The sequence below is a fragment of the Gymnodinialimonas ulvae genome, from assembly GCF_037543845.1.
Lineage (GTDB): Bacteria > Pseudomonadota > Alphaproteobacteria > Rhodobacterales > Rhodobacteraceae > Gymnodinialimonas > Gymnodinialimonas ulvae.
In genome coordinates this window covers 547,551-572,924 of the sequence record NZ_JBBIFX010000002.1, presented here as the reverse complement: position 1 = coordinate 572,924, position 25,374 = coordinate 547,551, and the positions used below count along the sequence as shown (strand labels likewise).

General features: G+C 64.0%; 26 protein-coding genes. 13 read left to right on the top strand and 13 right to left on the bottom strand.

The window, feature by feature from the left end:
- Window positions 1–8 precede the first annotated feature (8 nt).
- On the top strand, window positions 9–962 hold the full coding sequence (locus V8J83_RS12705) for an L-threonylcarbamoyladenylate synthase (protein WP_339986761.1): 954 nt from the start codon (window positions 9–11) through the stop codon (window positions 960–962).
- Here V8J83_RS12705 and V8J83_RS12700 read toward each other — a convergent pair.
- The gene (locus V8J83_RS12700) at window positions 953–1,531 is read right to left on the bottom strand and encodes a YqgE/AlgH family protein (RefSeq protein WP_339986760.1); all 579 of its coding nucleotides are present in this window, start codon (window positions 1,529–1,531) and stop codon (window positions 953–955) included. The genes V8J83_RS12705 and V8J83_RS12700 overlap by 10 nt on opposite strands.
- Before the next feature lie 106 nt (window positions 1,532–1,637).
- On the opposite strand from V8J83_RS12700, the gene V8J83_RS12695 reads away from it, so the two are divergent.
- On the top strand, window positions 1,638–2,447 hold the full coding sequence (locus V8J83_RS12695; RefSeq protein WP_339986759.1) for a protein-disulfide reductase DsbD domain-containing protein: 810 nt from the start codon (window positions 1,638–1,640) through the stop codon (window positions 2,445–2,447).
- A gap of 4 nt (window positions 2,448–2,451) precedes the next feature.
- Here the strand turns inward: V8J83_RS12695 and V8J83_RS12690 are convergent, their stop codons facing one another.
- From V8J83_RS12690 to V8J83_RS12675, 4 genes are all read right to left on the bottom strand, one after another.
- Window positions 2,452–5,832: an efflux RND transporter permease subunit gene (locus V8J83_RS12690; protein ID WP_339986758.1), complete on the bottom strand. Its 3,381-nt coding sequence runs from the start codon at window positions 5,830–5,832 to the stop codon at window positions 2,452–2,454.
- A 1-nt stretch (window position 5,833) separates the two neighbouring features.
- Window positions 5,834–7,297, bottom strand: a complete 1,464-nt coding sequence (locus V8J83_RS12685; RefSeq protein WP_339986757.1) for an efflux RND transporter periplasmic adaptor subunit — start codon at window positions 7,295–7,297, stop codon at window positions 5,834–5,836.
- A gap of 81 nt (window positions 7,298–7,378) precedes the next feature.
- The gene (gene moaB, locus V8J83_RS12680; RefSeq protein WP_339986756.1) at window positions 7,379–7,921 is read right to left on the bottom strand and encodes a molybdenum cofactor biosynthesis protein B; all 543 of its coding nucleotides are present in this window, start codon (window positions 7,919–7,921) and stop codon (window positions 7,379–7,381) included.
- Window positions 7,918–8,700, bottom strand: coding sequence for a uracil-DNA glycosylase (locus V8J83_RS12675; RefSeq protein ID WP_339986755.1), 783 nt, complete (start codon window positions 8,698–8,700; stop codon window positions 7,918–7,920). Before V8J83_RS12675 ends, moaB begins: the two co-directional genes overlap by 4 nt.
- A gap of 145 nt (window positions 8,701–8,845) precedes the next feature.
- On the opposite strand from V8J83_RS12675, the gene V8J83_RS12670 reads away from it, so the two are divergent.
- From V8J83_RS12670 to V8J83_RS12635, 8 genes are all read left to right on the top strand, one after another.
- Complete coding sequence (locus tag V8J83_RS12670) at window positions 8,846–9,790, top strand: aspartate carbamoyltransferase catalytic subunit (protein ID WP_339986754.1); 945 nt, start codon at window positions 8,846–8,848, stop codon at window positions 9,788–9,790.
- On the top strand, window positions 9,787–10,422 hold the full coding sequence (locus V8J83_RS12665; RefSeq protein WP_339986753.1) for a hypothetical protein: 636 nt from the start codon (window positions 9,787–9,789) through the stop codon (window positions 10,420–10,422). Before V8J83_RS12670 ends, V8J83_RS12665 begins: the two co-directional genes overlap by 4 nt.
- Window positions 10,419–10,931, top strand: a complete 513-nt coding sequence (locus tag V8J83_RS12660) for a hypothetical protein (RefSeq protein WP_339986752.1) — start codon at window positions 10,419–10,421, stop codon at window positions 10,929–10,931. Before V8J83_RS12665 ends, V8J83_RS12660 begins: the two co-directional genes overlap by 4 nt.
- Window positions 10,931–11,374, top strand: a complete 444-nt coding sequence (locus V8J83_RS12655) for a hypothetical protein (protein WP_339986751.1) — start codon at window positions 10,931–10,933, stop codon at window positions 11,372–11,374. The genes V8J83_RS12660 and V8J83_RS12655 overlap by 1 nt, the downstream gene beginning before the upstream one ends.
- Complete coding sequence (gene pyrC / locus V8J83_RS12650) at window positions 11,371–12,642, top strand: dihydroorotase (RefSeq protein WP_339986749.1); 1,272 nt, start codon at window positions 11,371–11,373, stop codon at window positions 12,640–12,642. Before V8J83_RS12655 ends, pyrC begins: the two co-directional genes overlap by 4 nt.
- The gene (gene plsY, locus V8J83_RS12645) at window positions 12,639–13,250 is read left to right on the top strand and encodes a glycerol-3-phosphate 1-O-acyltransferase PlsY (RefSeq protein WP_339986748.1); all 612 of its coding nucleotides are present in this window, start codon (window positions 12,639–12,641) and stop codon (window positions 13,248–13,250) included. The genes pyrC and plsY overlap by 4 nt, the downstream gene beginning before the upstream one ends.
- A gap of 223 nt (window positions 13,251–13,473) precedes the next feature.
- Window positions 13,474–13,839 (top strand): DUF805 domain-containing protein, encoded by a 366-nt coding sequence (locus tag V8J83_RS12640; protein WP_339986747.1) that lies wholly within the window; start codon window positions 13,474–13,476, stop codon window positions 13,837–13,839.
- Window positions 13,840–14,007: 168 nt separating this feature from the next.
- A complete protein-coding gene (locus V8J83_RS12635; protein WP_339986746.1) occupies window positions 14,008–14,712 on the top strand; it encodes a DUF805 domain-containing protein in 705 nt (234 codons plus the stop codon).
- Here the strand turns inward: V8J83_RS12635 and V8J83_RS12630 are convergent.
- The 3 genes from V8J83_RS12630 to V8J83_RS12620 all read right to left on the bottom strand — a co-directional run bounded on the left by V8J83_RS12630 (window position 14,706) and on the right by V8J83_RS12620 (window position 17,429).
- Window positions 14,706–16,076, bottom strand: a complete 1,371-nt coding sequence (locus V8J83_RS12630; RefSeq protein ID WP_339986745.1) for a glutamate--cysteine ligase — start codon at window positions 16,074–16,076, stop codon at window positions 14,706–14,708. The genes V8J83_RS12635 and V8J83_RS12630 overlap by 7 nt on opposite strands.
- Window positions 16,077–16,173: 97 nt before the next feature.
- Window positions 16,174–16,698: a hypothetical protein gene (locus V8J83_RS12625; RefSeq protein ID WP_339986744.1), complete on the bottom strand. Its 525-nt coding sequence runs from the start codon at window positions 16,696–16,698 to the stop codon at window positions 16,174–16,176.
- Window positions 16,695–17,429, bottom strand: a complete 735-nt coding sequence (locus V8J83_RS12620; protein WP_339986743.1) for a 16S rRNA (uracil(1498)-N(3))-methyltransferase — start codon at window positions 17,427–17,429, stop codon at window positions 16,695–16,697. The genes V8J83_RS12625 and V8J83_RS12620 overlap by 4 nt, the downstream gene beginning before the upstream one ends.
- Window positions 17,430–17,441: 12 nt before the next feature.
- Between V8J83_RS12620 and ubiA the strand changes: the two genes are divergently transcribed.
- The 3 genes from ubiA (at window position 17,442) to V8J83_RS12605 (ending at window position 20,797) form a co-directional block, all read left to right on the top strand.
- Entirely contained in the window at window positions 17,442–18,398 is a 957-nt protein-coding gene (ubiA, locus tag V8J83_RS12615; protein WP_339986742.1) for a 4-hydroxybenzoate octaprenyltransferase, read from the top strand.
- A gap of 73 nt (window positions 18,399–18,471) precedes the next feature.
- Window positions 18,472–20,421 carry an OmpA family protein gene (locus V8J83_RS12610; RefSeq protein ID WP_339986741.1) on the top strand — a complete coding sequence of 650 codons (1,950 nt, stop codon included), beginning with the start codon at window positions 18,472–18,474 and terminating at the stop codon, window positions 20,419–20,421.
- A 46-nt stretch (window positions 20,422–20,467) separates the two neighbouring features.
- The gene (locus V8J83_RS12605) at window positions 20,468–20,797 is read left to right on the top strand and encodes a hypothetical protein (RefSeq protein WP_339986740.1); all 330 of its coding nucleotides are present in this window, start codon (window positions 20,468–20,470) and stop codon (window positions 20,795–20,797) included.
- A 28-nt stretch (window positions 20,798–20,825) separates the two neighbouring features.
- Here the strand turns inward: V8J83_RS12605 and V8J83_RS12600 are convergent, their stop codons facing one another.
- From V8J83_RS12600 to uvrC, 5 genes are all read right to left on the bottom strand, one after another.
- Window positions 20,826–21,269 carry a molybdenum cofactor biosynthesis protein MoaE gene (locus V8J83_RS12600; protein WP_339986739.1) on the bottom strand — a complete coding sequence of 148 codons (444 nt, stop codon included), beginning with the start codon at window positions 21,267–21,269 and terminating at the stop codon, window positions 20,826–20,828.
- Between the two features lie 3 nt (window positions 21,270–21,272).
- On the bottom strand, window positions 21,273–21,518 hold the full coding sequence (gene moaD / locus V8J83_RS12595) for a molybdopterin converting factor subunit 1 (RefSeq protein WP_339986738.1): 246 nt from the start codon (window positions 21,516–21,518) through the stop codon (window positions 21,273–21,275).
- Complete coding sequence (pgsA, locus tag V8J83_RS12590; RefSeq protein WP_339986737.1) at window positions 21,518–22,210, bottom strand: CDP-diacylglycerol--glycerol-3-phosphate 3-phosphatidyltransferase; 693 nt, start codon at window positions 22,208–22,210, stop codon at window positions 21,518–21,520. Before pgsA ends, moaD begins: the two co-directional genes overlap by 1 nt.
- Before the next feature lie 430 nt (window positions 22,211–22,640).
- Complete coding sequence (locus V8J83_RS12585; RefSeq protein WP_339986736.1) at window positions 22,641–23,222, bottom strand: imm11 family protein; 582 nt, start codon at window positions 23,220–23,222, stop codon at window positions 22,641–22,643.
- An 82-nt stretch (window positions 23,223–23,304) separates the two neighbouring features.
- Window positions 23,305–25,173 (bottom strand): excinuclease ABC subunit UvrC, encoded by a 1,869-nt coding sequence (gene uvrC, locus V8J83_RS12580; RefSeq protein WP_339986735.1) that lies wholly within the window; start codon window positions 25,171–25,173, stop codon window positions 23,305–23,307.
- Window positions 25,174–25,374: the final 201 nt, after the last annotated feature.

Sequence of the window (25,374 nt, the reverse complement as noted above, 5' to 3'; positions counted from 1 at the left end):
CGTCACGGATGCCGCTGTCTCACCCCGAAATGTTACAAGATGATTGCGCCGGAGTGACGCGGGCCGCCGAGGTCTTGCGCGCGGGCGGATTGCTCGGGCTGCCGACGGAAACCGTCTATGGGCTGGCCGCCGACGCGTGCAATGCGCAGGCGGTCGCGCGGATTTTCGAGGCCAAGGGGCGGCCTCGGTTCAATCCGTTGATCGTGCATGTCGCCACGCTTGATCAGGTCGCAGATGTGGCCGAGCTGACGCCCGAGGCACACGCGCTGGCGAGTGCGTTCTGGCCCGGCGCGATGACGCTGGTTCTGCCGTCGCGGAATATGGTCGCCGATCTGGTGAGCGGCGGATTGGCAACGCTGGCCGTGCGCGTGCCCGCGCATCCGCTGGCCCGGCGCGTGTTGGAGGAATTTGGCGGACCGGTCGCCGCGCCCTCCGCGAACCCGTCGGGCCGGGTCAGCCCGACACTGGCGCAGCATGTGGCCGACGGGTTGGGCGACAAGCTCGACGCGATCCTGGACGGGGGGGCGTGCGGGGTCGGGTTGGAGTCAACGATCCTGGCGCCGGGTGCGGGCGGTGTCCGGCTGCTGCGCGAGGGCGGGATTGCGCGCGAAGACGTGGCGCGTGTTGCCGGGCCCTTGGTCGATGACCTCACGCCGGGCCGCGTGGAAGCCCCCGGTCAGATGGAGCGGCACTATGCGACGCGCGTACCGTTGGCGATGGGCGGCGCGGTGCGGCCCAACGATGTTACCATCGGCTTCGGAGCGACGGTGGGCGATCTGTCCCTGTCGGAGCGCGGTGACCTGGTGGAGGCCGCAGCGCGGTTGTTTTCGGTGATGCACGCGGCGGATGGCCTTGCGCAATCGCGCGGCGCGGCGCGCATCCATGTGGCGCCGATCCCGGAGGTTGGCCTTGGCCGGGCGATCAATGACCGGTTGCGGCGGGCGGCCTTCGATCAGGCGTGACCGGCCTCACTGGACAAGGTCAGAGAGCTGACGCCGAGGCTTTCCAGCGCGGCCTCCCATTTGCGCTCCGGCGCGATGTCGAACACCAGTTCGAGCGTGGCATCGGCGGTGAGCCAGTCGTTGCGCTGAATTTCGGCGTCCAACTGCCCCTCGCCCCAGCCCGAATAGCCAAGGGCCAGAAGCGCACGTTGCGGCCCGCGCCCGGCGGCAATGTCTTCAAGGATGTCGAGCGTTGCGGTCATCGCAAAGCGGTGGTCGATGCGCAGCCCGTCCTCGCCCCGGGGCTTGTAGTCAGACGAGTGCAGCACAAACCCGCGACGCAGCTCCACCGGGCCACCGAAGCAGACCGGGACATCGGGCGGCGTGCCACGCCGGGCAATCTCCAACTGCTCCATCATCTCGGTGAAGGTGATGTCTTCCATGCGATTGTTGATGATCAGGCCCATGGATTGACCGGGCGAATGCACGCAGATGAACACCACCGCTCCGGCAAAACGCGGATCCTCCATCCCCGGCATGGCGATCAGGAGCTTGCCGGTCAGATCATGGGCGAGGTCGGGCATCGTCATGGCACAACCATGGGCGTGTTGCGGGAATCAATCAATCGCCAAGCACACGCGCGCCGTCTCGCAAACGTGACTTTCATTTTCACCTACAACTTCCTAGGTCGATTTCATGACCTTTTTGACTCGCACCCTTGGCAACCTTGCGCTTGGTTTGATGTCGGCCATGCCCGCATCGGCCCAGTTCTTTTCGGCCGACGAGGTGGTGCAGGTCGATTTGTTGCCTGGATATCGCCTGTCGGATGACCGCCACATGGCGGCAATCCGCATCGACCTCGCGCCGGGGTGGAAGACCTATTGGCGCGCGCCCGGCGAAGGGGGCGTGCCGACGGTTCTGCGCCTGACCGGGGCGGAGGGCGTGGCGGGCATGGCCATTCACTGGCCCCGGCCGCAGGTGTTCTTCACCAATGGGCTGCGCTCGGTTGGCTATGACGGGACGGTCATCCTTCCGGTTGAATTCGCGCTCGACGCGGATGGGACGGCGCAAATCGAAGGGCGGCTTGATCTGGGCGTGTGCCTGGATGTGTGCATGCCGATCTCGGTTGATCTTGCGGGCGCCCTGCCTGTCACGTCCGACCGGGTCGGTGCGATTGCCGCCGCTTTGGCCGATCGTCCCTATACGGCCGCCGAGGCCGGTGCGGGCGCTGTGACCTGCGCCATCGAGCCGATCAGTGACGGGCTGCGCGTTACGGTTCGGGCCGATGTCCCCGACACCGGTAATGATGAGACGGTTGTGGTCGAACACCGCGATCCGATGATCTGGGTGTCGGAGGCCGACACCGCGCGGCAAGGCGGCATTGTCACGGCGGTGGCCGATGTGGTCCCGGCGGACCATGGGCCATTCGCGCTGAACCGGTCGGATCTGCGCATCACGGTAATCGGCACGCGGATGGCGGTTGAACTGGACGATTGTACGGGCTGAGCGGTCAAGCGAGGTTGCGGCGCGACAAGCGCAGAACCATCGCCACCCCGTAGGCCACGCCACACAGCGCCAGCGTTCCCACAACGAACACCATCAACGCGATGCTGAGCCCATCGCCGAGCCCCGCGAACGGGCCCCACATGGCACCCGTCGCAATGCGCGCGCCCATCGTCCCCGCGAAGAGTGCGGCGACCCCGGCCCCAAGTGCCGCGATGCCAAACGCGAGGCCCCGGCTATGCGACGAAGCGCCAAGTGCCCGGCGGAACCCGCGGACCTGTTGGCCGAAATCCTGCCCGATGGCCAGCAGGGCGGGCACCACCAACAGCACGATCAGCATGCCGAAGCCCAGACCGTAGACCAGCGTGATCACCGTGGGTTTGAGGAATTGCGCGTCCTGGCTGGTCTCGAACAGCAGCGGCATCAGGCCCAGAACGGTCGTCAGCGTGGTGAGCAACACGGGGCGCAAGCGGTCGCAGGTGCCGTCGACGATGGCGGGAAAGAGCCCGCGCTTTTCGGCGTATTCATCGACCGTCGTCACAAGAACAATGGAATCGTTGATGATGATCCCGGTCATGCCGATCAGACCCACGACGGTGAACAGGCTCAGGGGCACGTCCCACGCGACATGGCCGAAGATCGTGCCGACAAGGCCGAAGGGGATGATCGCCATCACCACCATGGGCCGGAGCCAGTTTGCAAAGATCCACGCCAGCACAAGGTAGATACCCGCCAGACACAGAAGGAACCCGATCAGCGCGTCGGTCAGGAAGGATTGTTCCTGCTCGGCGAGGCCGGACAGCTGCGTGGCGACGCCAAATTCGGATTCGACCTGCGGGATGATGACCTCGCGCAGGTCGGTCATCACCAATTCGGCGCGGGCCGGGTCATCTTCGCTCAGGTCGCCGGAGACGGTGATCAGGCGAATGCCGTTTTCGCGCGCGATGGTCGAGAAACCCTGCCGCGAGGTGACGGTCACGATATCGGCGAGCGGCACATATTGCCCGCTGTCAGCGCGCAGGAGCGTGCGTTCGAGAAAGTCAGCGGTGAGTTCATCGGCGGGCAGTTCGACACGGATCGCGGCGGTGCGCGGCCCGTCGGGGAAGGTCGCGGCCTCGATCCCGCCGAGACGGTTGCGCAAGGTCGCGCCGAGGCTGGCGATGTCAAAACCAAGCGCCTCGCCCTGCGGGGTCAACTCAAGGCTCAGTTCTTCGCGGTCGTAGGCCATGCTGTCCTGCAGGCCGGTGACCTCGGGATAGGGCACCAGCGCGGTTTGCAGCGCCTCGGCGGCAGCTTTGAGGGTTTCCGTCTCGGCCCCGAAAATCTGCACGTCGATGGCATCGCCGCCCGGCCCGCCACGCCAGCCCCGGAAGCTCAGCGTTTCGGTCAGGGGCAATTGGCGCACCTCGTCCTGCAGGGCGCTGGCGACGGCGAAGCTGGAATAGGGGCGCAGATCGGCGTTGATCAGCTCGATATCAAGCGAGCCCAGAAGATCGGCATCCTTGTTGTCGGTCCCGGCAAGGCCGCGCCCCGTCCCGCCACCGACCTGCGCCAGAACATAGGCGAGCGGGTTGGTGCCATGCTCGGCCTCGAAATGGGCGCCAACGGCTTCGGCGGCGCGCTGCAATTCTGCCATCTGCGCCAGTGTATCGGCGCGGGTGGCGCCATCGACCATGGCGAAATTGCCGGTCACGCTTCCGGTTTCCGGGGCGTTGAAAAAGCGGAAGACGACATCGCCGCGAATAAACGCCGCCGTCTGCGTCGAGAGCACGACAATGACCAAGGCGACCACCGGATAGCGCGCCACGATCACGAAGCGCATCAAGGGGCGGAACAGGGTGTCGCGCACCCAATCAAAGCCCTTGTTCACCACGCGACTGGGCATGTCGTACCAATGGGTCTTGGCGGAATGGGCCAGCGCATGGGCCATGTGATTGGGCAGGATCAGGAAGCATTCCACCAGCGAGGCCAGAAGCACCACGATCACGGTGAACGGTATATCGGCGATCAGGTTGCCGAATGTGCCGCCGATGGCGACAAGGCCGGTGAAGGCCAGCACGGTGGTGACCGTGGCGCTGAAGACCGGGGCGGCCATGCGACGCGCGGCGTTTTCGGCGGCGACGACCGGCGGCTCGCCCAGATGGCGGGCGCGGTAATCGGCATGTTCGCCCACCACGATGGCGTCATCCACAACGATACCGAGCGTAATGATCAAAGCGAACAGCGAGATCATGTTGATCGTGAGGCCCGCCAGATACATCAGCGCGATGGCCGCCGTCAGGGCCACGGGAATACCCATCGCCACCCAGAACGCGGTGCGCGCGTTGAGGAACAGGAATAACAGCAACACCACCAGCGCGAGGCCTTGCAATGCGTTGTCCATCAGGATGTTCAGGCGGCCCGAGATCGCCTCGGCCCGGGTGTTGATCAGGTCGATGGTGGTCCCGGTCGGCAGGGTCGCCTGCAATGAGGCGGCGACCTGTTCGACGGCCTCCTGCATGGCGATGGCATCGCCATCTTCGGTCCGGTCGATGCGGATCACGATGGCGGGGTCGTCATCGACGAAATAGGCGCGTTCACGGTCGATGCCGTTGACTTCGATCCGGGCGACATCGCCCACGGTCAGAGCCGATCCGTCTTCGTCTATGCGCAGGGTCAGGGCCGCGATGGCCTCGGCAGTGCGGGCTTCGCCGCCGGTGCGGATCCGGGCGTTGGCCGCGTCCACGTCGCCGGCAGGCGCGGTGGCCGCCGCTTCGCCGATCACGCGGGCAATGTCGGCCATGGTGATGTCGTAGCGGATCAGGTTTGCCGACGGCACTTCAACCATCGTTTCGGGTGCGGCGACGCCCCGGATCGTGGTGTTGGTGACCCCGACATCGAACAGGCGCGTAACGAATTCGTCGGCAAAGCGCCCGATCTGTTCGGTGGCAACGGGCCCGGTGATCACCACATCGGTGACCCGGTCGAACCAATTGCCGCGCCGGACCTGGCCTTCTTCGGCGTCCTCGGGCAGGTCGGTGATGGTATCGAGCGCGGCCTGCACATCGTCGGAGGCGCGGTCCATGTCCCAGCCGGGTTCGAATTCCAAAGCGATATACGCGCGGCCTTCGTTCGACGCGGCCTCGGACGAGACGACCCCGGCCACCGCCAGAAGCGTCGGTTCGACCACCGCCACGATGCCCTCGTCGACATCCTCGGCCCCGGCGCCGTCCCAGGCAAAGCGCAGCTCGACCGTTTCATTCACGACGTCGGGAAAGAATTGCGCCCGCATCTGCGGAAAGGCAGCCAGGCCGGTGACGATCATCACCACCAGAAGCAGGTTCGCAGCAGTGCGGTGACGGGTGAAATAGCTGAGCAATCCACCGGCACGTTCGGGAAGCGCGCGCATGTCAGCTTCCCATCCGTTCTTCCAGGCGCGTAACCATGCGCGCCGGGACCTCATCCTCGTTCAACTGCCGTAGCATCCGTTCGCGCACGTCGGCGGGGATGAAGGTGTTGCTTTCGACATAGGCGATCAGGCGCGCGCGCCGTTCAGGGTCAAGCGCGATGGTGCCGGGCGCGTCCTCGGCCTCGGCCTCGGCGGCGCCGGGACGGATCGGGCTGACGCGGATGCCCTCACCCAGAACCGGCGTGCGGGCCAGGACCACGTCACGGTTCACCAGCCCGTCGCCCCGGATCAGCACATCATCGCCCTGCCTTCGCAGCAACTCGACATCGACGGCCTCAAGCACGTCCTCTTCACCCAGCACAAGGATGCGGCCATCGGATCCAAGGGCGGCGGCCGGCAGACGGGCCACGAAGGGCAGCGGCGGTTCATCCACTTCGACCCGCACGAAATCACCCGCGCGCAGGCCACGGGGCCGATCAAGCCGGGCAAACAGGAGACGCCCGGATTGCCCCGCCTCCACCGAACCGCTTTCGCGGATCAGGGTCGCGGCGGCCTGCACATCAAGACCGAAGACATCCAGCACGACGCGCACCGGGCGCTGCGGCAGGGCGCCATTTTCATCGAGCAGGCGGACATATTGCGCGGTCGAGACCCGGAACGCTACGTCGAGCGCGTCGGGGTCGATCAAGCTGCCAAGGCGTTCGTTGCGGTTGACCAGGCGACCTGCTGCGATGTCCACGTCGGTCAGAACGCCGTCGAAGGCGGCGAGAAGCTCGGTCTGGGACAGTCGGCGTTCGGCCTCGGCCAGTGCGATGCGCCGTCGGTCCAGCGCAGTGCCCGCGTTGTCAACACGGGCTTCGGCCAGCGCCAGGGCGCGGCGTTGCGACAGGATCGCCTGATTGGCCGTGGCCGCCGCGAGCTCCGCCGTTTCAACTGCAGCCGCCGATCCGACACCGCGTTCGGCCAGATCCCGCGCCCGGGCCAACGCATTGTCGCGCAGATCGGCCTGCGCACGGGCAGCGGCGACTTCTTCACCGGCCAGGTCCAATGCGCGCTCGGCCTCGGCCAATTCGTTTTCCGCATCGCGCAGGTCGGCAGCGGCAGTGTCGCGGGCCGATTGCGCCTCGAACGGGTCGATGCGCAGCAAAAGCTGCCCTTGCGAGACGGTGCCACCCTCTTCGAAGGCGTCGTCGAGCAAAACCACAGTGCCTTCGGCCGGGGCGCGCAATTCGAGGGTGCGGCGCGACTGGATCTCGCCGAATGCGGTCAGAACAGGGGTCTCTTCACCGAAGCTGAGCGGCGCGACCTCGACCGCGAACACCCGTTCACGGCCCTGCGCCGGACGCCCTTCATCGGCCCATCGTGCCTGCAGGGCGGAATAGGTGGTGAAGCCAGCAGTCGCGAGCAAGCCGACCGTCACAGCAGTCAGAAAAAGCCCGATCAAGGCACGACCTAAGAACCGCATTTGGGTGTCCCTGGGTTAAAGAAGCGCGTCCCAGTTATGTAGCGGGGCAACGCCGGGTGTCCAAGAACACGCACGAACGCGTTATTTCCGTCGCTTGTGTTCATCGAGCCTGGGCATGATTTCGACGAAATTGCAGGGTCGGTGGCGATAGTCGAGCTGATAGGCGAGGATTTCGTCCCACGCGTCCTTGCAGGCCCCCGATGAGCCCGGCAGCGCGAAGAGGTAGGTGCCGTTGGCGACCCCGCCCGTTGCCCGCGATTGCACGGCGGAGGTGCCGATCTTGGCCATTGAGACATGGGTGAAAACGGTACCGAAGGCGTCGATTTCCTTCTCGTAGACATCGCGGTGCGCCTCGACGGTCACGTCCCGCCCGGTCAGGCCGGTACCACCCGTGGTCAGGATCACGTCGATCTCGGGGGTCGCGCACCATTGGCGCAGTTGGTCGGAAATGGCGGCCCGGTCATCGCGCAGGATGTGGCGCGCGGCGAGGGTATGGCCCGCATCGGTCAGGCGTTGCACGAGCGTGTCGCCCGATTTGTCTTCGGCCAATGTGCGGGTGTCGCTGACGGCGAGCACGGCGATGCGGCAGGCGATGAAAGGGCGGGATTGGTCGATAGAGGTCATGTGAGCCGCGCCTTGATCTCAAGCAGATCGGCCCAGGCGTCGCGTTTTGCCGCCGGGTTGCGCAGCAAATAAGCCGGGTGGAACATCGGCATGGCAGGCTTGCCCAACACGTCTTCCCAAGTGCCCCGCATCCGGGTGATGCCCTTGCGGCCAAGCAATCCGGCGCAGGCGTGATTGCCCATCAGCACAACGACATCCGGTTCCGCCAATTCGACATGCCGCCGCGTGAAGGGCTGCATCATGGCAAGTTCTTCGGGCTTGGGGTCGCGGTTTTGCGGCGGACGCCAAGGCAGCATGTTGGTGATGTAAAGGCCCCCTGCCCCCTCCGCCCGCCGATCCAGTCCGATGGCGGCGAACATCTTGTCGAGCAATTGCCCGGCGCGGCCGACGAATGGCTTGCCTTGTTGGTCTTCTTCGCGGCCCGGCGCTTCGCCGATGACCATCACGCGCGCGGTGGGGTGGCCGTCGCAGAACACGAAATTCCGCGCCCCACGTTTCAAATCGCAATGCTCGAACCCCTCCATCGTGGCGCGCAGAACGTCGAGCGATCCGGCGCTTTCGGCCAATTGTCTGGCGATGGCCACGGTGTCGGCGGCGGGGGCCGCGGGTTGCACCGGGGCGGCCTGCGTGACCGGCGCGGAGGCGGGTTTCGGCGCAGGTTGTGGCGCGGGCAGGTCGAAGCGATCGACAGGCACATCAAGGATGGCCTCGTCAACGCCAAGCTCCACCTGCCACTCAAGCGCGGCCAATGCATCCCAATATTCCAGCGACTCGGTCATGCGCGCCAAGCTAGGGCCGCAACCGGCGGGTCACAAGCTAAGGCCGCGACCGGTAGGTCACAAGCTAGGGCCGCGACCGGTGGGTCACGAGGCTGGACGCCGCCGCCGCGCGCGCCCTATAACCCGCGAAACCGGAGGGCCGCCCATGAGTTTCGACAAGCCGCATCTACTTGGCATCGAAGAGCTTTCGCCCGCCGAGATCACCGCACTTTTGGACCGCGCCGATGTGCATGCGGAGGCCGAACGCGGCAGCCGCGACCATGGTCAGCCGCTCAAGGGGCTGACGCAGATCAACATGTTCTTCGAAAACTCGACCCGCACGCAGGCCAGCTTCGAGATCGCCGGGAAGCGGCTTGGCGCGGATGTGATGAACATGGGCATGCAGACGAGCAGCGTAAAAAAGGGCGAGACGCTGATCGACACGGCGCTGACGCTCAATGCGATGCACCCCGATTTGCTGGTCGTGCGGCACCCGCATTCGGGGGCGGTCAAACTGCTGGCCGACAAGGTGAAATGTGCGGTGTTGAACGCGGGCGACGGGCGGCACGAGCACCCCACTCAGGCGCTTTTGGATGCGCTGACGATCCGGCGCGCAAAGGGGCGGTTGCATCGCCTGAACGTGGCGATTTGCGGGGATATCGCCCATTCCCGCGTGGCGCGGTCGAACATCCTGCTTCTGGGCAAGATGGAAAGCCGTATCCGCCTGATCGGGCCGCCGACGCTGATGCCTGCGGGCGTCGCGGATTGGGGGGTCGAGGTGTTTGACGACATGGAAACGGGGCTTGAGGGCTGCGACGTGGTGATGATGCTGCGGCTTCAGAAGGAGCGCATGGACGGCGCGTTCATCCCGTCGGAGCGGGAATATTACCACCGCTACGGGCTCGACGCGGCGAAATTGTCGGTTGCCAAGGACGACGCCATCGTGATGCATCCGGGGCCGATGAACCGGGGCGTGGAGATCGACGGCGTTTTGGCCGACGACATCAACCGCAGTGTGATTCAGGAGCAGGTGGAGATGGGTGTGGCCGTGCGAATGGCAGCGATGGAGCTTTTGGCGGAGAATTTGCGGGAAAGGCGGGCGGCGGCGTGAGTGAGGACTTCGACTGGACACCGCACTTGTGGGACGGAGAGGAAGTGCTTTGGCAGGGGCGGCCGGACGGGCGGTTTCGGTTTTTCTTGCAGACTCAAAATATTGCGTTGATTCCGATTGGCCTGCTGTTCTTGGCCGTCGGTTCGATTGGCGTGCTTGGCCTTTTGCTAAGTCTCGTTTCGTTGATTGTGGGAGGTTCCGTCGCGCCAATTGAGGAAAGCTTTGTGATGGTCCTATTCTTTGTCGTGGGCGGGTTAATCTCGATTGTAAGGCCCCGCGTGGATCAAAAGAGAAGACAAAACCGAAGATATGCAGTGACAACGCAGCGGGCCTTGGTAGCAGATCACGGCAACCAACAGGTTGTTGCCGCGACGGCCATCACCGATGATCTCTACATAGACGCAGCCCTAGGAAAGTTCACTACGGTCAAGCTCAACGCTTGGATGAATGCCAAAGAAGCGCGAGACATGCCCGTCGTCCTTTTCGATCGCGACATGTTCAGCATGCAAAAGGTACTCTTCGGTGGTTACACTGAGAAAGGCGTCGAGTTGCGGTATTTGACTGATGGGCGTGAAGTCAAAAACCTTCTTCACGAATTGAAGACCAATGCTGCGGAGACGAATACCATATGACCCACCTCCACATCTTCGCCCTGAACGAGGCCACCACCGTCTCGCACACCAACCTCACCCGCCGGAAGGGGGAGGTGCCGGACCTGCCACCGCTCGCGGAGTGGCTGGGGCTCGATGCGCTCGACACCGACCGGATCGAAGTCTTCCCCGTGGACGACCTCGGCGGCATGGCACTGTCGGATTACGTCCAGCTTGCCTTCACGCCCGATGCGGGTATCGCCTCCGACGCTCAGCGCCGTCTCGATGCGCTGGACGGCGCGGTTTTGCTGGTCCCCGACGACGCGATGAGCGGCACGCCCGCGCCGCGCCCGCAAGCCACCGAGATCGCCACGATTCCGCTGGCGCAGGCCGACAATACCGCATCGCTTCCCAAGGCCGATGTCGCGCCAGCACCGATTTCGACACCACATACCGAACCGGCGCGTGAAACCGTCCCGCCGATCGCGCTTTACATGCTTTTGGGCATTGCGGCGTTCGCGGCGCTGGCGGTGTTGATCGGCTGGAATTGATGGACCCGACCAGCACGCATACGGACCTGACCCCGACCAGCGCGCTGGAGCCGGACGAGCATGTCGTGGCGCAATTCCACGCCGACCGCGCCACCTATTGGCGCACCAACGCCTGGCTGGCGGCAGGAGCGATGGCGCTGGGGATGGGAATTCTTTGGATCATGGGCAATCCGCATGTCTGGACCGGGGCTGTGGGCGGGTTGGCGGCGATTGCGGTGCGCGCATTCTACCTTGCGTCCGACGATCTGCACATGCGCTGGGACCTGACCAATCGGCGGCTTCTGGGGCCCGGCGGGCGGGCGATTGCGCTGCACGATATCGCAGCGGTGAATGTCGTGGCCTCCATGGTCCAGATTGTGACCGGCGCGGGCGACAAGCACCTGATCAAGAACCAGACCGACGCCGCGGCGACCAAGGCGCGAATTGAAGAGACGATACCATGACGAACGCGCTTTTGCACAACGCCCGCCTGATCGATCCCGAAGCCGGGTCCGAAACGCTTGGTTGGGTCCGGATCGAGAACGGATTGATCGCGGAGATGGGCGAAGGCCCGCGCGCGGGCGGCGTGGATTGCGGCGGCGCGTGCCTTGCGCCCGGGATCGTGGATGTCGGTGTGAAGGTGGGCGAGCCGGGTGAGCGGCACAAGGAGAGCTTCCGCACGGCCGGTTTGGCGGCGGCGGCGGGGGGCGTCACCACGATGGTGACGCGCCCCGACACGACCACGCCCATCGACACGCCGGAAGTGTTGGAATTCGTCATCCGCCGCGCGCGGGACGAAGCCTGCGTGCGCGTGGCGCCGATGGCCGCCCTGACCAAGGCGCGCGCGGGGGGCGAGATGGTCGAGATCGGCTTCATGCGTGACGCGGGCGCGGTGGCGTTCTCGGATGGCGATCACGTCGCCACGAATACCAAGATCCTGAGCCGGTGCATGACCTATGCGCGATCCCTGGGCGCAGTGATCGTGGGCCACCCGCAGGAGCCGGGCCTGAGCGCGGGCGGAGCTGTGACCTCGGGAAAATTCGCGTCTTTGAAGGGGCTACCGGCCATTTCGCCGATGGCGGAGCGGATGGGATTGGAGCGGGATCTGACGCTGGTGGAGATGACGGGTGTGGCGTACCACGCCGACCAGATCTCGACCGCTGCGGCCTTGCCTGCGCTGATCAGGGCGAAGGAGGCCAGGCTGGAGGTCACCGCAGGGGTTTCGATCCATCATCTGACGTTGAACGAATTCGACGTGGGCGAATATCGCACGTTCTTCAAGCTCAAGCCGCCGCTGCGGCCCGAGGATGACCGCCTTGCCATGGTCGAGGCGGTGCGCGACGGCACGCTTGATATCATCTGCTCCATGCACACGCCTCAGGACGAGGAAAGCAAACGCCTGCCGTTCGAGGCGGCGGCCAGCGGTGCGGTGGGGTTGGAAACCTTGTTGCCTGCGGCGTTGCGGCTTTACCACGCGGGTCAGCTGTCGCTGCCGCAATTGTTCCGCGCGATGTCGTTCAACCCGGCGCGCCGGTTCGGATCGGCGGCCGGGCGTCTGGCCGAAGGGGCCCCGGCGGATCTGGTGTTGTTCGATGCGGATGCGCCGTTCGTGCTGGACCGTGCCAAGCTACGGTCGAAATCGAAGAACACACCGTTTGACCTCGCGCGGATGCAGGGCCGGGTGCTGCGCACATGGCTCGGGGGTGAGGTCGTGTTTGAGGCCGCGCCGTGATCCCCGCGATTGAAACGTCTGCGGCGCTCCTCGGGCTTGCGGCGCTGCTGGCATATCTGTTGGGCTCAGTGCCCTTCGGCGTCGTCATGGCCCGGCTTTTCGGGTTGGGCGATCTGCGGCAGGTGGGCTCGGGCAACATCGGGGCCACGAATGTCCTGCGGACCGGCAACAAACTGGCCGCGTTCCTGACGCTGGTTCTGGATGCAGGCAAGGGAGCGATTGCGGTCGTCGCGGGGCGGATTTTGTTGGGCGAGGATGCGGCACAAGTGGCGGGCGTGGCGGCGTTTCTGGGCCATTGCTACCCTGTGTTCCTGCGCTTTCACGGCGGCAAGGGTGTGGCGACGTTTCTGGGCACATTGCTGGCGCTGGCCTGGCCGATCGGTCTTGCGGCCTGCGCGATCTGGGCGGTGACGGCGGGTGTGTTCCGGATCTCGTCACTGGCGGCACTTGTGGCGGCCGCACTCAGCCCGGCCGCAGCGCTTGCCCTCGGCCACGGGACGGCAACGTTGTTATGCCTTGCGCTGGCCGGGCTGATCTTCCTGCGTCACAAGCCCAATATCGCGCGGTTGTTGAGCGGGGACGAGCCGCGGATCGGTTCAAAAAGCTGACTGCATCCCGGGCGTAGGAGCGGCGTCGTCCGGGGCGACGGCGCGGATGCAATACCAATGGCACAGGACGCGCCGGGCGTCCCGCACACTTCGTTAATTTCGTTGATTTTGAAAAGATCGCACGCAAGGGTGCGGGGTAACGGGGCGCGCTCACGCCGTGCAGATCCGCGAATGCGCGCCGCGTCAAAAGCTCTATGACCGGATTTCAGAAAGGACACCGACCATGGATTTCATGACCGCCGTGAGGCATGTCTTCGCCAATTACGCCAACTTTTCGGGCCGCGCGCGCCGTTCGGAATTCTGGTGGTGGACCCTGTTCGCCTTCATCCTTGCCATTGTCGCGCAGATCATCGACGCGGCCATCGGTATTCCGATCCTGTACGTCGTGGTCAGCCTTGGCCTGTTGATCCCGAACATCGCGGTATCCGTGCGCCGGATGCACGACATTGGCCGCTCGGGGTGGTGGGTTTTGATCTTCCTGATCCCGATTGTGAACATCATCATGCTGCTGGTGTGGTTCACACAACGTGGCACCGTCGGCCCGAATGAATTTGGCGGGGATCCCTATGACGCCCCTGTTGGCGTCTGATCCACGGCACCTGTCATGATATATCAGACGGTCCGCCTTTGGGTGGGCCGTTTTTCAATCTCCGTCCCGGCGTCCCAGAGTTTGCCAAACCCGTGCCGCAAGATCGGCACAATGGCCGTGCACATAAGCTGAAATCTAACCCGGCACAATGTGAGGGACACGAGAGCTATGGGGCCAGTCAGAGCAATCGGTCGCGCCTATGCGCGCATGTTCAACTATTCCGCGCGCGCCAGCCGCAGCGAGTTCTGGTGGTTTTTCTTGTTCCAAACGCTCGTCAGCACGGGTCTGTCCTTTGCCTTTGGGCGGGCCATCCTGGACGATCCGGCCTTTCAAGCGGCGCTTGCCGATCCGGTGCTGATAGAGGCGTACATCTCCGGTTTGGAGACTCGCCTGGTGAATGACCCAGACGTCCTGGAATATGTCGGCTATGGAGCGCTCGCCTCCTTCTTCCTGTTCTTCTTGCCCTACCTGTCCCTGACCGTGCGGCGCCTGCATGACACAGACCGGCGCGGTTGGTTCATTTTCATGCCCCTCCTTGTCGCGATTGGGTCCGGCTTTGTCGGCGGCATCACTGCAGCTGCCTCTGGCGGGGCCGCCGGCGGTCTTATTGCGCTGACCACAACGCTCGTCATTCCGCTGCTGGCGCAGTTCTGGTTCTTCGTCGTGCTTTGCACGTCTGGAACGCGCGGACCCAATCGGTTCGGAGGCGATCCTTTGGACGGCACCAAATCCAGAGAACCCGCGCATCCGGCCTTCGCCCCCGCCATGGATGGGGAGGCCACCGACCGGTCAGAGGTCGCGCGCAAGGCTGCGGCAAGCGATTACTACAAACGCCACGTTCTGCCGAGCATTCAGAAGCCGCAGGCTCAGTAAGAGAAATCCGCGTAGATGCGACTGAGATCGCCTGCCCAATCGCCGTTGTAATGGGCGAGAAGTTCATCGGCGGGCACCATTCCGGTTTCGACCGAATCTTTGAGCGCGTTGAGGAAGTGCGTTTCGTCGGGCACCAACCCGCCGGCCCCCGGCATCGCACGCGCCTTCAGGCCAGCCTCGGCAATCGCCAGCGCCTCGCGCGCAAGGTCGCGCATCTTCACGCCGCCCACCTCGGCGGCGAGCCCGTCAACCGACGCCGCCACGCGCATCTCCTCGCGCGTTTGCGCATCGAACCCTTTGGCGAGGTCCCATGCGGCGTCCAGCGCGCCTTGATCATACATCAGCCCGACCCAGAACGCCGGAAGCGCACAGAGCCTGCGCCAAGGCCCGCCATCGGCGCCGCGCATTTCGATGAATTTCTTCACACGCGCCTCGGGGAACAATGTCGTCAGGTGATCGGCCCAATCGCTGAGCGTGGGAATTTCCCCTGGCAGCGCAGGCAATTCACCCTTCAGGAAATCGCGGAAACTCTGGCCAAGCGCGTCGACATATGCGCCGTCGCGATAGACGAAATACATCGGCACATCGAGGGCGTATTCGACCCAAGCCTCGAACCCGAAGCCCTCGTCAAAGACAAACGGCACCATGCCTGTCCGATCCGCGTCCAGATCGCGCCAGACCCGGCTGCGCCAGCTTTTGTGGCCATTCGGCGCACCGTCGAGAAACGGGGAATTTGCAAATAGCGCGGTCGCCACGGGTTGCAGCGCGATGGCCACGCGCATCTTCTGCACCATGTCCGCTTCGGATGAGAAATCGAGGTTGACCTGCACCGTGCAGGTGCGCCGCATCATGGTCCGGCCCATCGTGCCGACCTTCTGCATATACGCATCCATCAGCTTATAGCGCCCTTTCGGCATCAAAGGCATGTCCTCATGCCGCCAGACCGGCGCCGCGCCAAGGCCGATAAAGTCCACGCCGATGATGTCGGCCACTTCGCGGACCTGTCGCAGGTGTTCGTTGACCTCGTCGCAGGTCTGGTGGATTGACTCCAGCGGCGCGCCGGACAGTTCCAGCTGACCGCCGGGCTCAAGCGAGATATTCGCGCCATCCTTCGTCAGCCCGATGATGTTACCGCCTTCTTCCACCGGCTCCCAATCGAAGCTCTGGCTCAGCCCATCAAGCACGGCCTTGACCGAACGTTCCCCGGCGTAGGGGATCGGCTGTTGCGTGTCGCGGCAGAAGCCGAATTTCTCATGCTCCGTCCCGATGCGCCAATCGGCCTTGGGTTTGCAGCCCTCCGCGAGGTATTCTGCCAATTGCGCGTGCCGTTCGATCGGCCCGCCGCCTTGCTGGGGAATGGACATGCGTGTCTGCCTTTGCCGTCTGGGGCGCGATCCGAACCGGGACACTGGGTTTCGGAAGGGACGCCTGAAATCCGGATACAGGCGTGGCCCGACGCGGTCAGGGTGTCAAGGCCACCGGACGTTCGCGCGACCATACCTTTTGCGAGCCCTTTGTGCGGGACTGCACAGCCCGGATAAGCCTTTCGACATTCAGCCCCGGCAAGGCCGCGAACGCATCAAACAATGCATCGGCCCCCGCTGCATCGACCGGGATCACGAGAAGTTGCGCTTCATCCGCCAAGACCCAGGTCACCTGATCGTCGCCATCGCGCCGCACCGAGAGCACCCGCACATCATCCAGTGCCATCGTTCCCCCCGTCACCGGCCCCATGTACAGGATACGCCCTTCGTCCACCTGCACGGCCCCGGGACCGTCTTTGCCTGCGAAGAACCGCGCGCGGCGCAGGGCGGGCACCATGAACGCCGTCCCGAGCGCGATCAGCACGTAGCCAAAGCCCGTCACGATTACACCGCCCGGTCGCAGCGCGATCCATACGCCGATCAGGATCACCGCCGTCGCCATGCCCACCTCGCGCCAGCGGCCGAGCACAGCCATGGCCTCGGGACGAAAAAAACCGCTCATGTCCAATCTCCCGCATATGTCTGCCACAACGTCAACGCCGCCACCGCCGCCGTATCGGCCCGCAGTATTCTTGGCCCCAGCGCCATGGGTGTCACGCAATCCATGCCGCTGAGCCGCGTACGTTCGGCCTCGGAAAACCCGCCTTCCGGCCCGATCAGTATGGCTGCCGGGGCCGTCACGTCGGCGACGACAGCCGACAGGCTGGAGGAGGCACTGGCCAGCGCCTCGTCGGCGAACAAAATCGACCGGGTGTCCCAGCCGTCCAGCACCTTCGCAAGGGGTCGCAGGTCCGCCAGTTCGGGCACAAAAACCGCGCCACATTGTTCCGCCGCCTCGACCGCGTGCGCCTGTAGCCGGTCCTGTCGGATCCGCTCCGCATTGGTGAACGCCGTTTGTACCGGCACGATCCGACGCACGCCCAGCTCGACCGCCTTCTCCACGATGAAATGCGTGCGAGCCTTCTTGATCGGCGCGAACAGGAGCCACAGGTCGGGTGGGGTCACCTGCCCGGCGACCTGCGCCTGGCAGTCCAGCGCGCCGCCGCGTTTGCCTGCCGACGCGACCTCCGCGCGCCATTCGCCCGCCGTGCCGTTGAAAAGCGCCACCTCGGCCCCTTCGCGCAGGCGCATCACGTTGAACAGGTAATTGGCCTGCTCCCGCGACAGGGCGACACGCTCGCCCTCCTGCAACGGGTGGTCTACAAAGAGGCGGATTTTCGGGCGCAACGACATGGAGCGGACCCTATGAGCGAGACCGGGCAGGGACAAGTCGCTGACGCCGTGCGCGGCAATTGGGTGGATCGCCTCGCGCCCGCGGCCACGCGTCCCTACCTGCGGCTGAGCCGGGCGGACCGCCCCATCGGCACATGGCTGCTTCTTCTGCCCTGTTGGTGGGGCCTGTTGCTGGCGCTGTCGTCGACCGGGCGCGCGCCGACGTGGTATGATTCCTGGATATTCGTGGGCTGCGCCATCGGCGCGTTCCTGATGCGCGGTGCGGGATGTACATGGAATGACATCACCGACCGCGATTTCGACGGATCGGTGGCGCGCACTGCCTCGCGCCCGATCCCGTCAGGTCAGGTGAGCGTCAAACAGGCGCTGGCCTGGGCTGTCGTGCAATCGCTCCTGGCGTTTCTTATCCTGATCACGTTCAACTGGGCGGCCATCTTACTTGGCGTGATCGCCTTGATCCCGGTCGCGATCTACCCCTTTGCCAAGCGCATCACTTGGTGGCCGCAGGTGTTTTTGGGCATCGCCTTCAACTGGGGCGCGCTTCTGGCCTGGACCGCCCATACCGGCAGCCTCTCGCTCGCGCCCATCCTGCTGTATCTCGGCGGGATCGCCTGGACCTTGTTTTATGACACGATCTACGCCCACCAGGACCGCGAAGACGATGCGTTGATCGGCATCAAATCCACCGCTCGGTTGTTCGGCGAAGCCACCAAGACCTGGCTGCGCGGCTTTCTGGCTGCAACAATTGGCCTGATCGGCACCGCACTTCTTGTGGCCCTTGTGCCAGCCGAGAATTTCCTTGCGCTGATCATCGCACTGGCCGGGGTTTGGGCAATGGGGTGGCATTTGTCTTGGCAATTGGTGCGGCTCAAGATCGACGATCCGGATCTCTGCCTGAGACTTTTTCGTTCGAACCGCGATGCAGGTCTGATCCCCGTGCTGTTTTTCGCCGTCGCGCTGTTCGCCTGATTGAAAGCGCGCGCCGGACAGGCTAGGGCTAAGGGATAAAGGCCCCGAGCAGGGAAAACGGGTAACAACGCCCATGTCGACATCCGAACGCATATCCGCACTGGTCGGTCCAGCGTCCTTCGTGGTCGCGGGCCTGTTGTCGATCGCCGTCGCGATTTTCGCGGCGCTTGTGATCGAGCAGCGCACAACCGAAGACATTGGCACCGCGCTTGAAGCGGATGGCATCGAATGGGTCGAGGTTTCGGCCAATGGCCTGCAGGTGTTCCTCGACGGGACAGCGCCGGATGAGGCCGCGCGCTTTCGGGCGCAGACGCAGGCTTCCGCCTTGATCGACGCGGATCGCGTCATCAATCGCCTTGACGTCGCCGCGCAGGACTTTTCCACACCACCACGCTTCTCGCTCGACATGTTGCGCAACGGCGATGGAATCCAGCTGATCGGGTTGATCCCCGCGCCCGAGGGCGACGAAGCCTTCGCTGTGGCCGAAACCATTGCCGATATCGCCGGTGAAGCCGATGTCGTGAACATGATCGAAACCGCCGAACTGGCCGCGCCCGACACCTGGGACGCCGCACTGGCTTACGGGTTGCGCGCGCTTGAAACGCTGCCGCGCTCGAAAGTGACGGTTCTGGCGGACCGGGTCGAAATCGAAGCCGTCGGCGACACCCGCGAAGAACGTGCCGAATTCGTCGCGCGCCTGCAGCAGAACCAGCCTGAAGGTGTGCGTGTGATCCTTGATATCTCGGCGCCACGGCCGGTGATCACCCCCTATGCGCTCCGGTTCGTGCGGGACGATAGCGGCGGGCGGTTCGAGACCTGTACCGCCGATACGGTCGACGCCCGTGAGCAGATCGTGGCGGCGGGACGTGCGGCGGGCGCCAGCGGAGTTATCCCATGCACCATCGGCCTCGGCGTGCCGTCCCCATCCTGGGGCGACGCGGTGGAAATTGCCTTGGGCGCTCTGGCCGAACTGGGCTCGGGCAGCGTCACATTTTCCGACGCGGACGTGACCTTGATCGCGTCCGAAAACACCGAACAGGATGAATTCGACAATGTGGTCGGCGAATTGGATGCCGCCCTGCCCGACCTCTTTTCGCTTCAGGCCGTGCTGCAGGAGCCTGAAACCCTGGCCAGCGCCGGGCCAGCGCGTTTCACCGCCATCCTCGACCCGGACACCGGTGTGCGCCTGCGCGGGCGGCTACCGGATGGGGCGATCGGGGCCTCGGTTCAGACCTTTGCCGTCGCGCTTTACGGGGCCGAGCGCACCGATGTCGCGACGCGGTCAGTGACGGATTTGCCGCAAGGGTGGTCCGTGCGGGTGATGGCCGGGCTGCGTGCCCTGGCGGAATTGTCCTCGGGCCAATTGACGGTCGAGCCGGATACGCTGCGCCTGACCGGGGAGACGGGCGATCAGGACCTGGTGTCGCGCATCACCCGGATGCTCTCCGAGGATCTGGGGCAAGGTGCGGATTTCCAGCTTGATGTGCGCTACAACGACACTCTCGATCCGGTCGCCTCGCAACCTACCGACGAGGAATGCGTTGCCCGGATCCGCGCCATCCAGGACGACACCAAGATCACATTCGACCCTGCCTCGACCGAGATCAACGAGGCCGCTGGTGCGGTGTTGGACCAGATCGCAGAAGTGCTGCCCGATTGCCTGCAGGTCCGCATCGAGATTGGCGGCCATACCGATGCGCAGGGCGGTGAGACGATGAACCTCAACCTCAGCCAGGCGCGCGCGGATGCGGTGCTCAACGGCTTGCTGGCGCGCGGCATCCTGACCACCAACCTGACCGCGCAGGGCTATGGCGAAAGCCAACCCATTGCCGACAACGAGACCGAAAGTGGGCGCGAAGAGAACCGCCGGATCGAATTCCGGCTGCTGGCCTCGGCCGAGGTGGCCGGATTGGCCGCCAGCGCCGATGATCAACCCCGCACGCGCGGCGGCATTCTTGCGGAGGGGGCGATTGCCGATTGGCCGTTTGAAGCGCGCCCGCTTCCGCGCCCTGATGTGAACTAGACGATCCGACCGAACGACCCCGACCTAGGACGAAAGCAGACGCTCCATGAACCGCCTGGAATTCATCATCGCCATTGCCATCATTCTATTTGTGGCCTTCGTCCTGGGTTGGATCGCGCATTGGCTTGTGGCGCGGTTCAACCAGGTATCTTCCGCCGATCTCGGCGAGATGGAGAACCTTGCGCGAGCGCTTCACGATGCCGAAGAAACCCGTGATCAGGCGATTGCCTACCTGCAGCAGCGCGAAGGCGAGCTGACCAATCAGCTTAGTCAAGCGGAGGCCGAATTACGCGCCGCCATGGAAGGGTTGCGCGACGCACGGACCGAAGCGGAAGAGCTGCGCAGCTACGTGGAAAGCGTTAATCAAGGTACCTGAACCGGCCCGTTCAAGATGTTCGCGCTCGCTACCAGCGGCTGAGCGCGGTTTCGTCTTCGTCCTTGGCCGCCACCCAATCCGCACCACGCTCGGTGATTTCGCGTTTCCAGAACGGAGCCCGGGATTTCAGATAATCCATCAGGAAATCGGCGGCGTCAAAGGCATTGCGGCGATGCGGGGCAGCGGTGGCGACCATCATGATCGTCTCGCCCGGCGCAAGGCGGCCATGGCGATGGATGATCAGCGCGTCGGTCAAGGCAAAACGGTCCATGGCTTGCGCGCGGATCTCGGCCAGGGCGCGCTCGGTCATGCCGGGATAATGCTCGATCTCCATCGCCTTGAGATCGCCTTCGGCCACGTCGCGGGTGATGCCGGTGAAACTGACCACGGCGCCTGCACCGGGCGCGGTGGCCGTAAAGGCATTGAGTTCGGCACCCGGATCGAACGGCGCTTCGCGGACATGGATCGCCATGGCCTAGCCCCCGGTCATGGGCGGGAAGAACGCCACTTCAGTCGCGTCTTTCACGGGCGCATCGAACGTCACGAGGTCCTGATCAACGGCGGCGCGCAGGGCCGCGGTGTCGGAGAAGGCAAACGCGTGGGCGTCGGAGCGGGTCTTGAGCTCTTCTATCAGCTCGGCGACTGTTTCTGCGTCAGTCTCGACCTGTTCGTGGGCGATGCCAATGCGTTCACGGAGCCAAGCGAAATAGCGGATGTCCATCAGGTCGGCTCCTTGAGATAGGGGCGGGCCTTGTTGAAATAGTCCCAGCCGGTGATTGCTGTCAAAAGGGCGGAGAGCCACAGGAGCGCGATGCCCAGAAGCTCGCTCCATTGGTAGCCGAAAAGGATCCAGCGCAGGTTGAACTCGTCTTCGACGGTGCCGGCCATGACGGCTTCGATGAGGCTGGCGTCCATGCCGATGCTGAGCGCCCAAAGGTAGTGGGCGAACAGGCCCCAGCAGAACAGCAGGCCGATGGCGCACATCTGGACGGTGGTTTTCCACTTGGCGAGCTTGGTCACCTTGAGCTCTTTCGCCGAAGCGCCGAGGAATTCGCGCAGGCCGGAGACGAATATCTCTCGGAACAGGATCAGCAGGATCGGGATCAGGAAGATGGGCTTCAGCGCGAGGCTGCCGGAGGCGAAATCGACGCCGTAAAGCGCCAGAAGGACGGCGAGCGCGATCACGACCATGGCCTTGTCGGCGATGGGATCGAGCATGGCGCCGAACTTGGTCTCCTGCTTCCAGGCGCGGGCGAGCGCGCCGTCGACGTAGTCGGTGAAGGCGGCGGTCATGAAGAGGATCAGGGCGACCCAATCGGCGAAGGGGCGCGGCAGGAACAGGAAGACAAGCCCCACCATCGGCGCTGCGATGAGGCGCACGAGGGTCAGGACATTGGGCAGGTTCAGCCGCATGGGCCCTTGTTAGCCGGGATGCGGGGCCGGGGCCAGAGGGGGTGGTGTTTGGGGCGGGTTATCACGCGTGAGCAATGGGGTTAAGGGTTTGAAAGAGAACGGAATTGTGGATTCTGTTAAGGTTTTGTTAAGGGGTTGGGAGGGCTTAGGGCCAAAAAAACCCGAGATGGCCCGAGTGGGTTTGGCAGCCATATAGGACGATGGGTTGAATCCGCCCGACGCACGGGCGCGAACCGAAAGAGTCGGGCGAGAGGGGCTTTAGTCGGAAACGGCCCCGGGCCAAGGCCCGGTCTACCGCGTCGCGAGCGGAGGCGGTGAAGGCCGTTCGAACGGCCTTTCCGCGCGTTCGAACGCGCGGAGGACCCGTTTTCGAAAACGGGTTTGGGTGGGTTGGAGCCGCGCTAGGCTTGATAGGTCATGAGCGAAGGGTTCATTCGTTCAACGTGACGCACCTATGGAACGTCAGGTCCTTGGACTTTATCTTTGCTGCGTCGATCGCTTGCTTCAAAGGGTCGCTGAAAAACATGTGTCCGTCGAGGTTTCTGTAGCCCCATAAGTCTACACCGCCTGCATCCGATGCCGAAATCGCGATTGCGTCCCCCTCGGAAGGCCCACGGAATACCCACGGCCCATTCGGCAGCGGCTCACCAGTGAGTGGATTATTCATACGTGTGGCCCCTTTGGACTCTTCCGGGCGGAAGCCGTCCTTTGTCTCACACACGTGCAGCATAAAGTGAGGCGGCAGGTCCGTCGGCGTGCGATGCTCATCCCGATAGATGGGCAGCTCAATCAGTTGCGTCGCACCAAGGTTGAAACGGGTCAGAATGTCCCTGAGTTTCTGGGATACGATTATAAATCCACCTCCGATCTTCATCGCGTCAGCTACGCCAGATGCGGGCGGCTTGCCTTGAGTTCCCAAGGAAAGGAAGGCCGGTTCCTCCCCAGCTGGAACAGGCTCGAATAGTCTACGTGCGTTGGATAGCTGTGCCGTTACGTGTGATCCATCGGCCATGCGTGCGTCAATGAATTGGTGGTGCTTTGATCCAGTCGGGATCGGGGAACGCCAAAATACATCGCGTTGCGCTTCCATCGATTCACCCGCCCTCGTGGAAATGATCGTAGATCTTCTGCGCCAGCCCCTCGCTGACTCCCTCCACCGCTTTCAGGTCCGCGAGGTTCGCGCGCGTCACCGCCTTCGCTGAGCCGAAATGCGCGAGAAGTGCGCGTTTGCGGGACGCTCCGACACCCGGCACATCGTCCAGCGGCGTGGCGCTGACGGCCTTGGCGCGTTTGTTGCGGTGCGCGCCGATGGCGAAGCGGTGCGCCTCGTCGCGCATGCGTTGGATGAAGTAGAGCACCGGATCATTGCGTTTGAGCGCGAAGGCCTGCGCGCCGGGGCGGTGAAATTCTTCCTTGCCCTGATCGCGGTCGATGCCTTTGGCGACGCCGATAAAGGGCACGTCTTCGACGCCGAGGTCGTCCATGATTTCCTTCACGGCGCTGATCTGGCCCGCGCCGCCGTCGATCAGGAGAAGGTCGGGCCAGGCCTCGGTCTCACGATCAGGGTCTTCTTTCAGCAGGCGTTTGAAGCGGCGGTTCAGGACCTCTTTCATCATGCCGAAATCGTCGCCGGGGGTGAGGTCGTCACCGCGGATGTTGAATTTGCGGTATTGGCTTTTCATAAAGCCGTCGGGGCCCGCGACGATCATGCCGCCGACGGCATTCGTGCCCTGAATGTGGGAATTGTCGTAGACCTCGATCCGTTTGGGGGGCGCGTCGAGGTCGAAGGCGTCGGCGAGCCCGCGCAGGAGTTTGCCCTGCGCTTGGCTTTCGGCCATTTGGCGGCCCAGGCTTTCGCGGGCATTGCGCCGCGCGCCTTCGACGAGTTCGAGTTTCTCGCCGCGCTGGGGGACCAGGATTTCGACCTTTGTGCCACGCTTTTGGGAGAGCGCGTCGGCCATAAGGTCCATGTTTTCAACGGGATGGGACAGGATCACCTGCCGGGGCACGTCTTTGGTGTCGTAGAATTGGCCCACGAAGGCCTCCAGCACCTCGGGTTCGTCGATGTCGAGGCCGACGCGGGGGTAGTAATCCTTGTTGCCCCAGTTCTGGTTGGCGCGGATGAAGAACACCTGCACACAGGCCTGCCCGCCTTCCATATGGAGCGCGATCACGTCGGCCTCGCGCACGCCGCGCGGGTTGATGCCCTGGGCGGATTGCACGTTGGTGAGCGCGCGGATGCGGTCGCGCAGGGCGGCGGCGCGTTCGAATTCCATGTCCTTGGAGGCTTCGGCCATTTGGTCCGCGAGATTGGCTTGCAATTCCGTGCTGTCGCCCTTGAGGAAGCGGACGGCATCGGCGACGGAGGCGGCGTAATCGGCCTCGGAAATGTAGCCGACGCAGGGGCCGGAGCAGCGCTTGATCTGATACAGAAGGCACGGGCGGGTGCGGGCTTCGAAGGTGGCATCGGTGCAATTGCGCAAAAGGAAGACCTTTTGCAGTTGGTTCAGCGTGCGGTTGACGGCCCCGGCGGAGGCGAAAGGGCCGAAGTAATCGCCCTTTTCCGTCTTCGCGCCGCGATGTTTCTTGATCTGTGGGTAGCCGTGGGTGCGGCTCACGAGGATGTTCGGGAAGCTCTTGTCATCGCGCAGCAGGACGTTGAACTTTGGTTTGAGCTGCTTGATGAGGTTTTGTTCGAGTAGGAGCGCCTCGGTCTCCGTGCGGGTGGTGAGGAACATCATCGAGGCGGTTTCACGGATCATCCGCGCGATACGCGGGGAATGGCCGGACGGCTTGGCATAGTTCGAGACGCGACGCTTGAGCGCGCGCGCCTTGCCGACATAGAGAACCCGCGATTGAGCGTCGAGCATGCGATACACGCCAGGGCTGTTGTCGAGCGTCCTGAGGTAGTTCTGGATCACCTCATGGCCGGTTTCCGGCGGATGTTCAGTCTCATTTTCCATCGGATTCCAGAGTTTCTTGATTCTCTTTTCTGCTGCAACGGATGTCAGGGTTCATCAAGGGGTAACCTTTCCACCGTTTCTGTGGATAAGCTTGCGGAGAAGTCTTTGGCATGCGGAATTTTCCGTTGTTTTTGGCAGACTTCTACGATTTGCTTAATTATTAGGCATTATTGTAATTCATTGATTTACAACACTATTTTT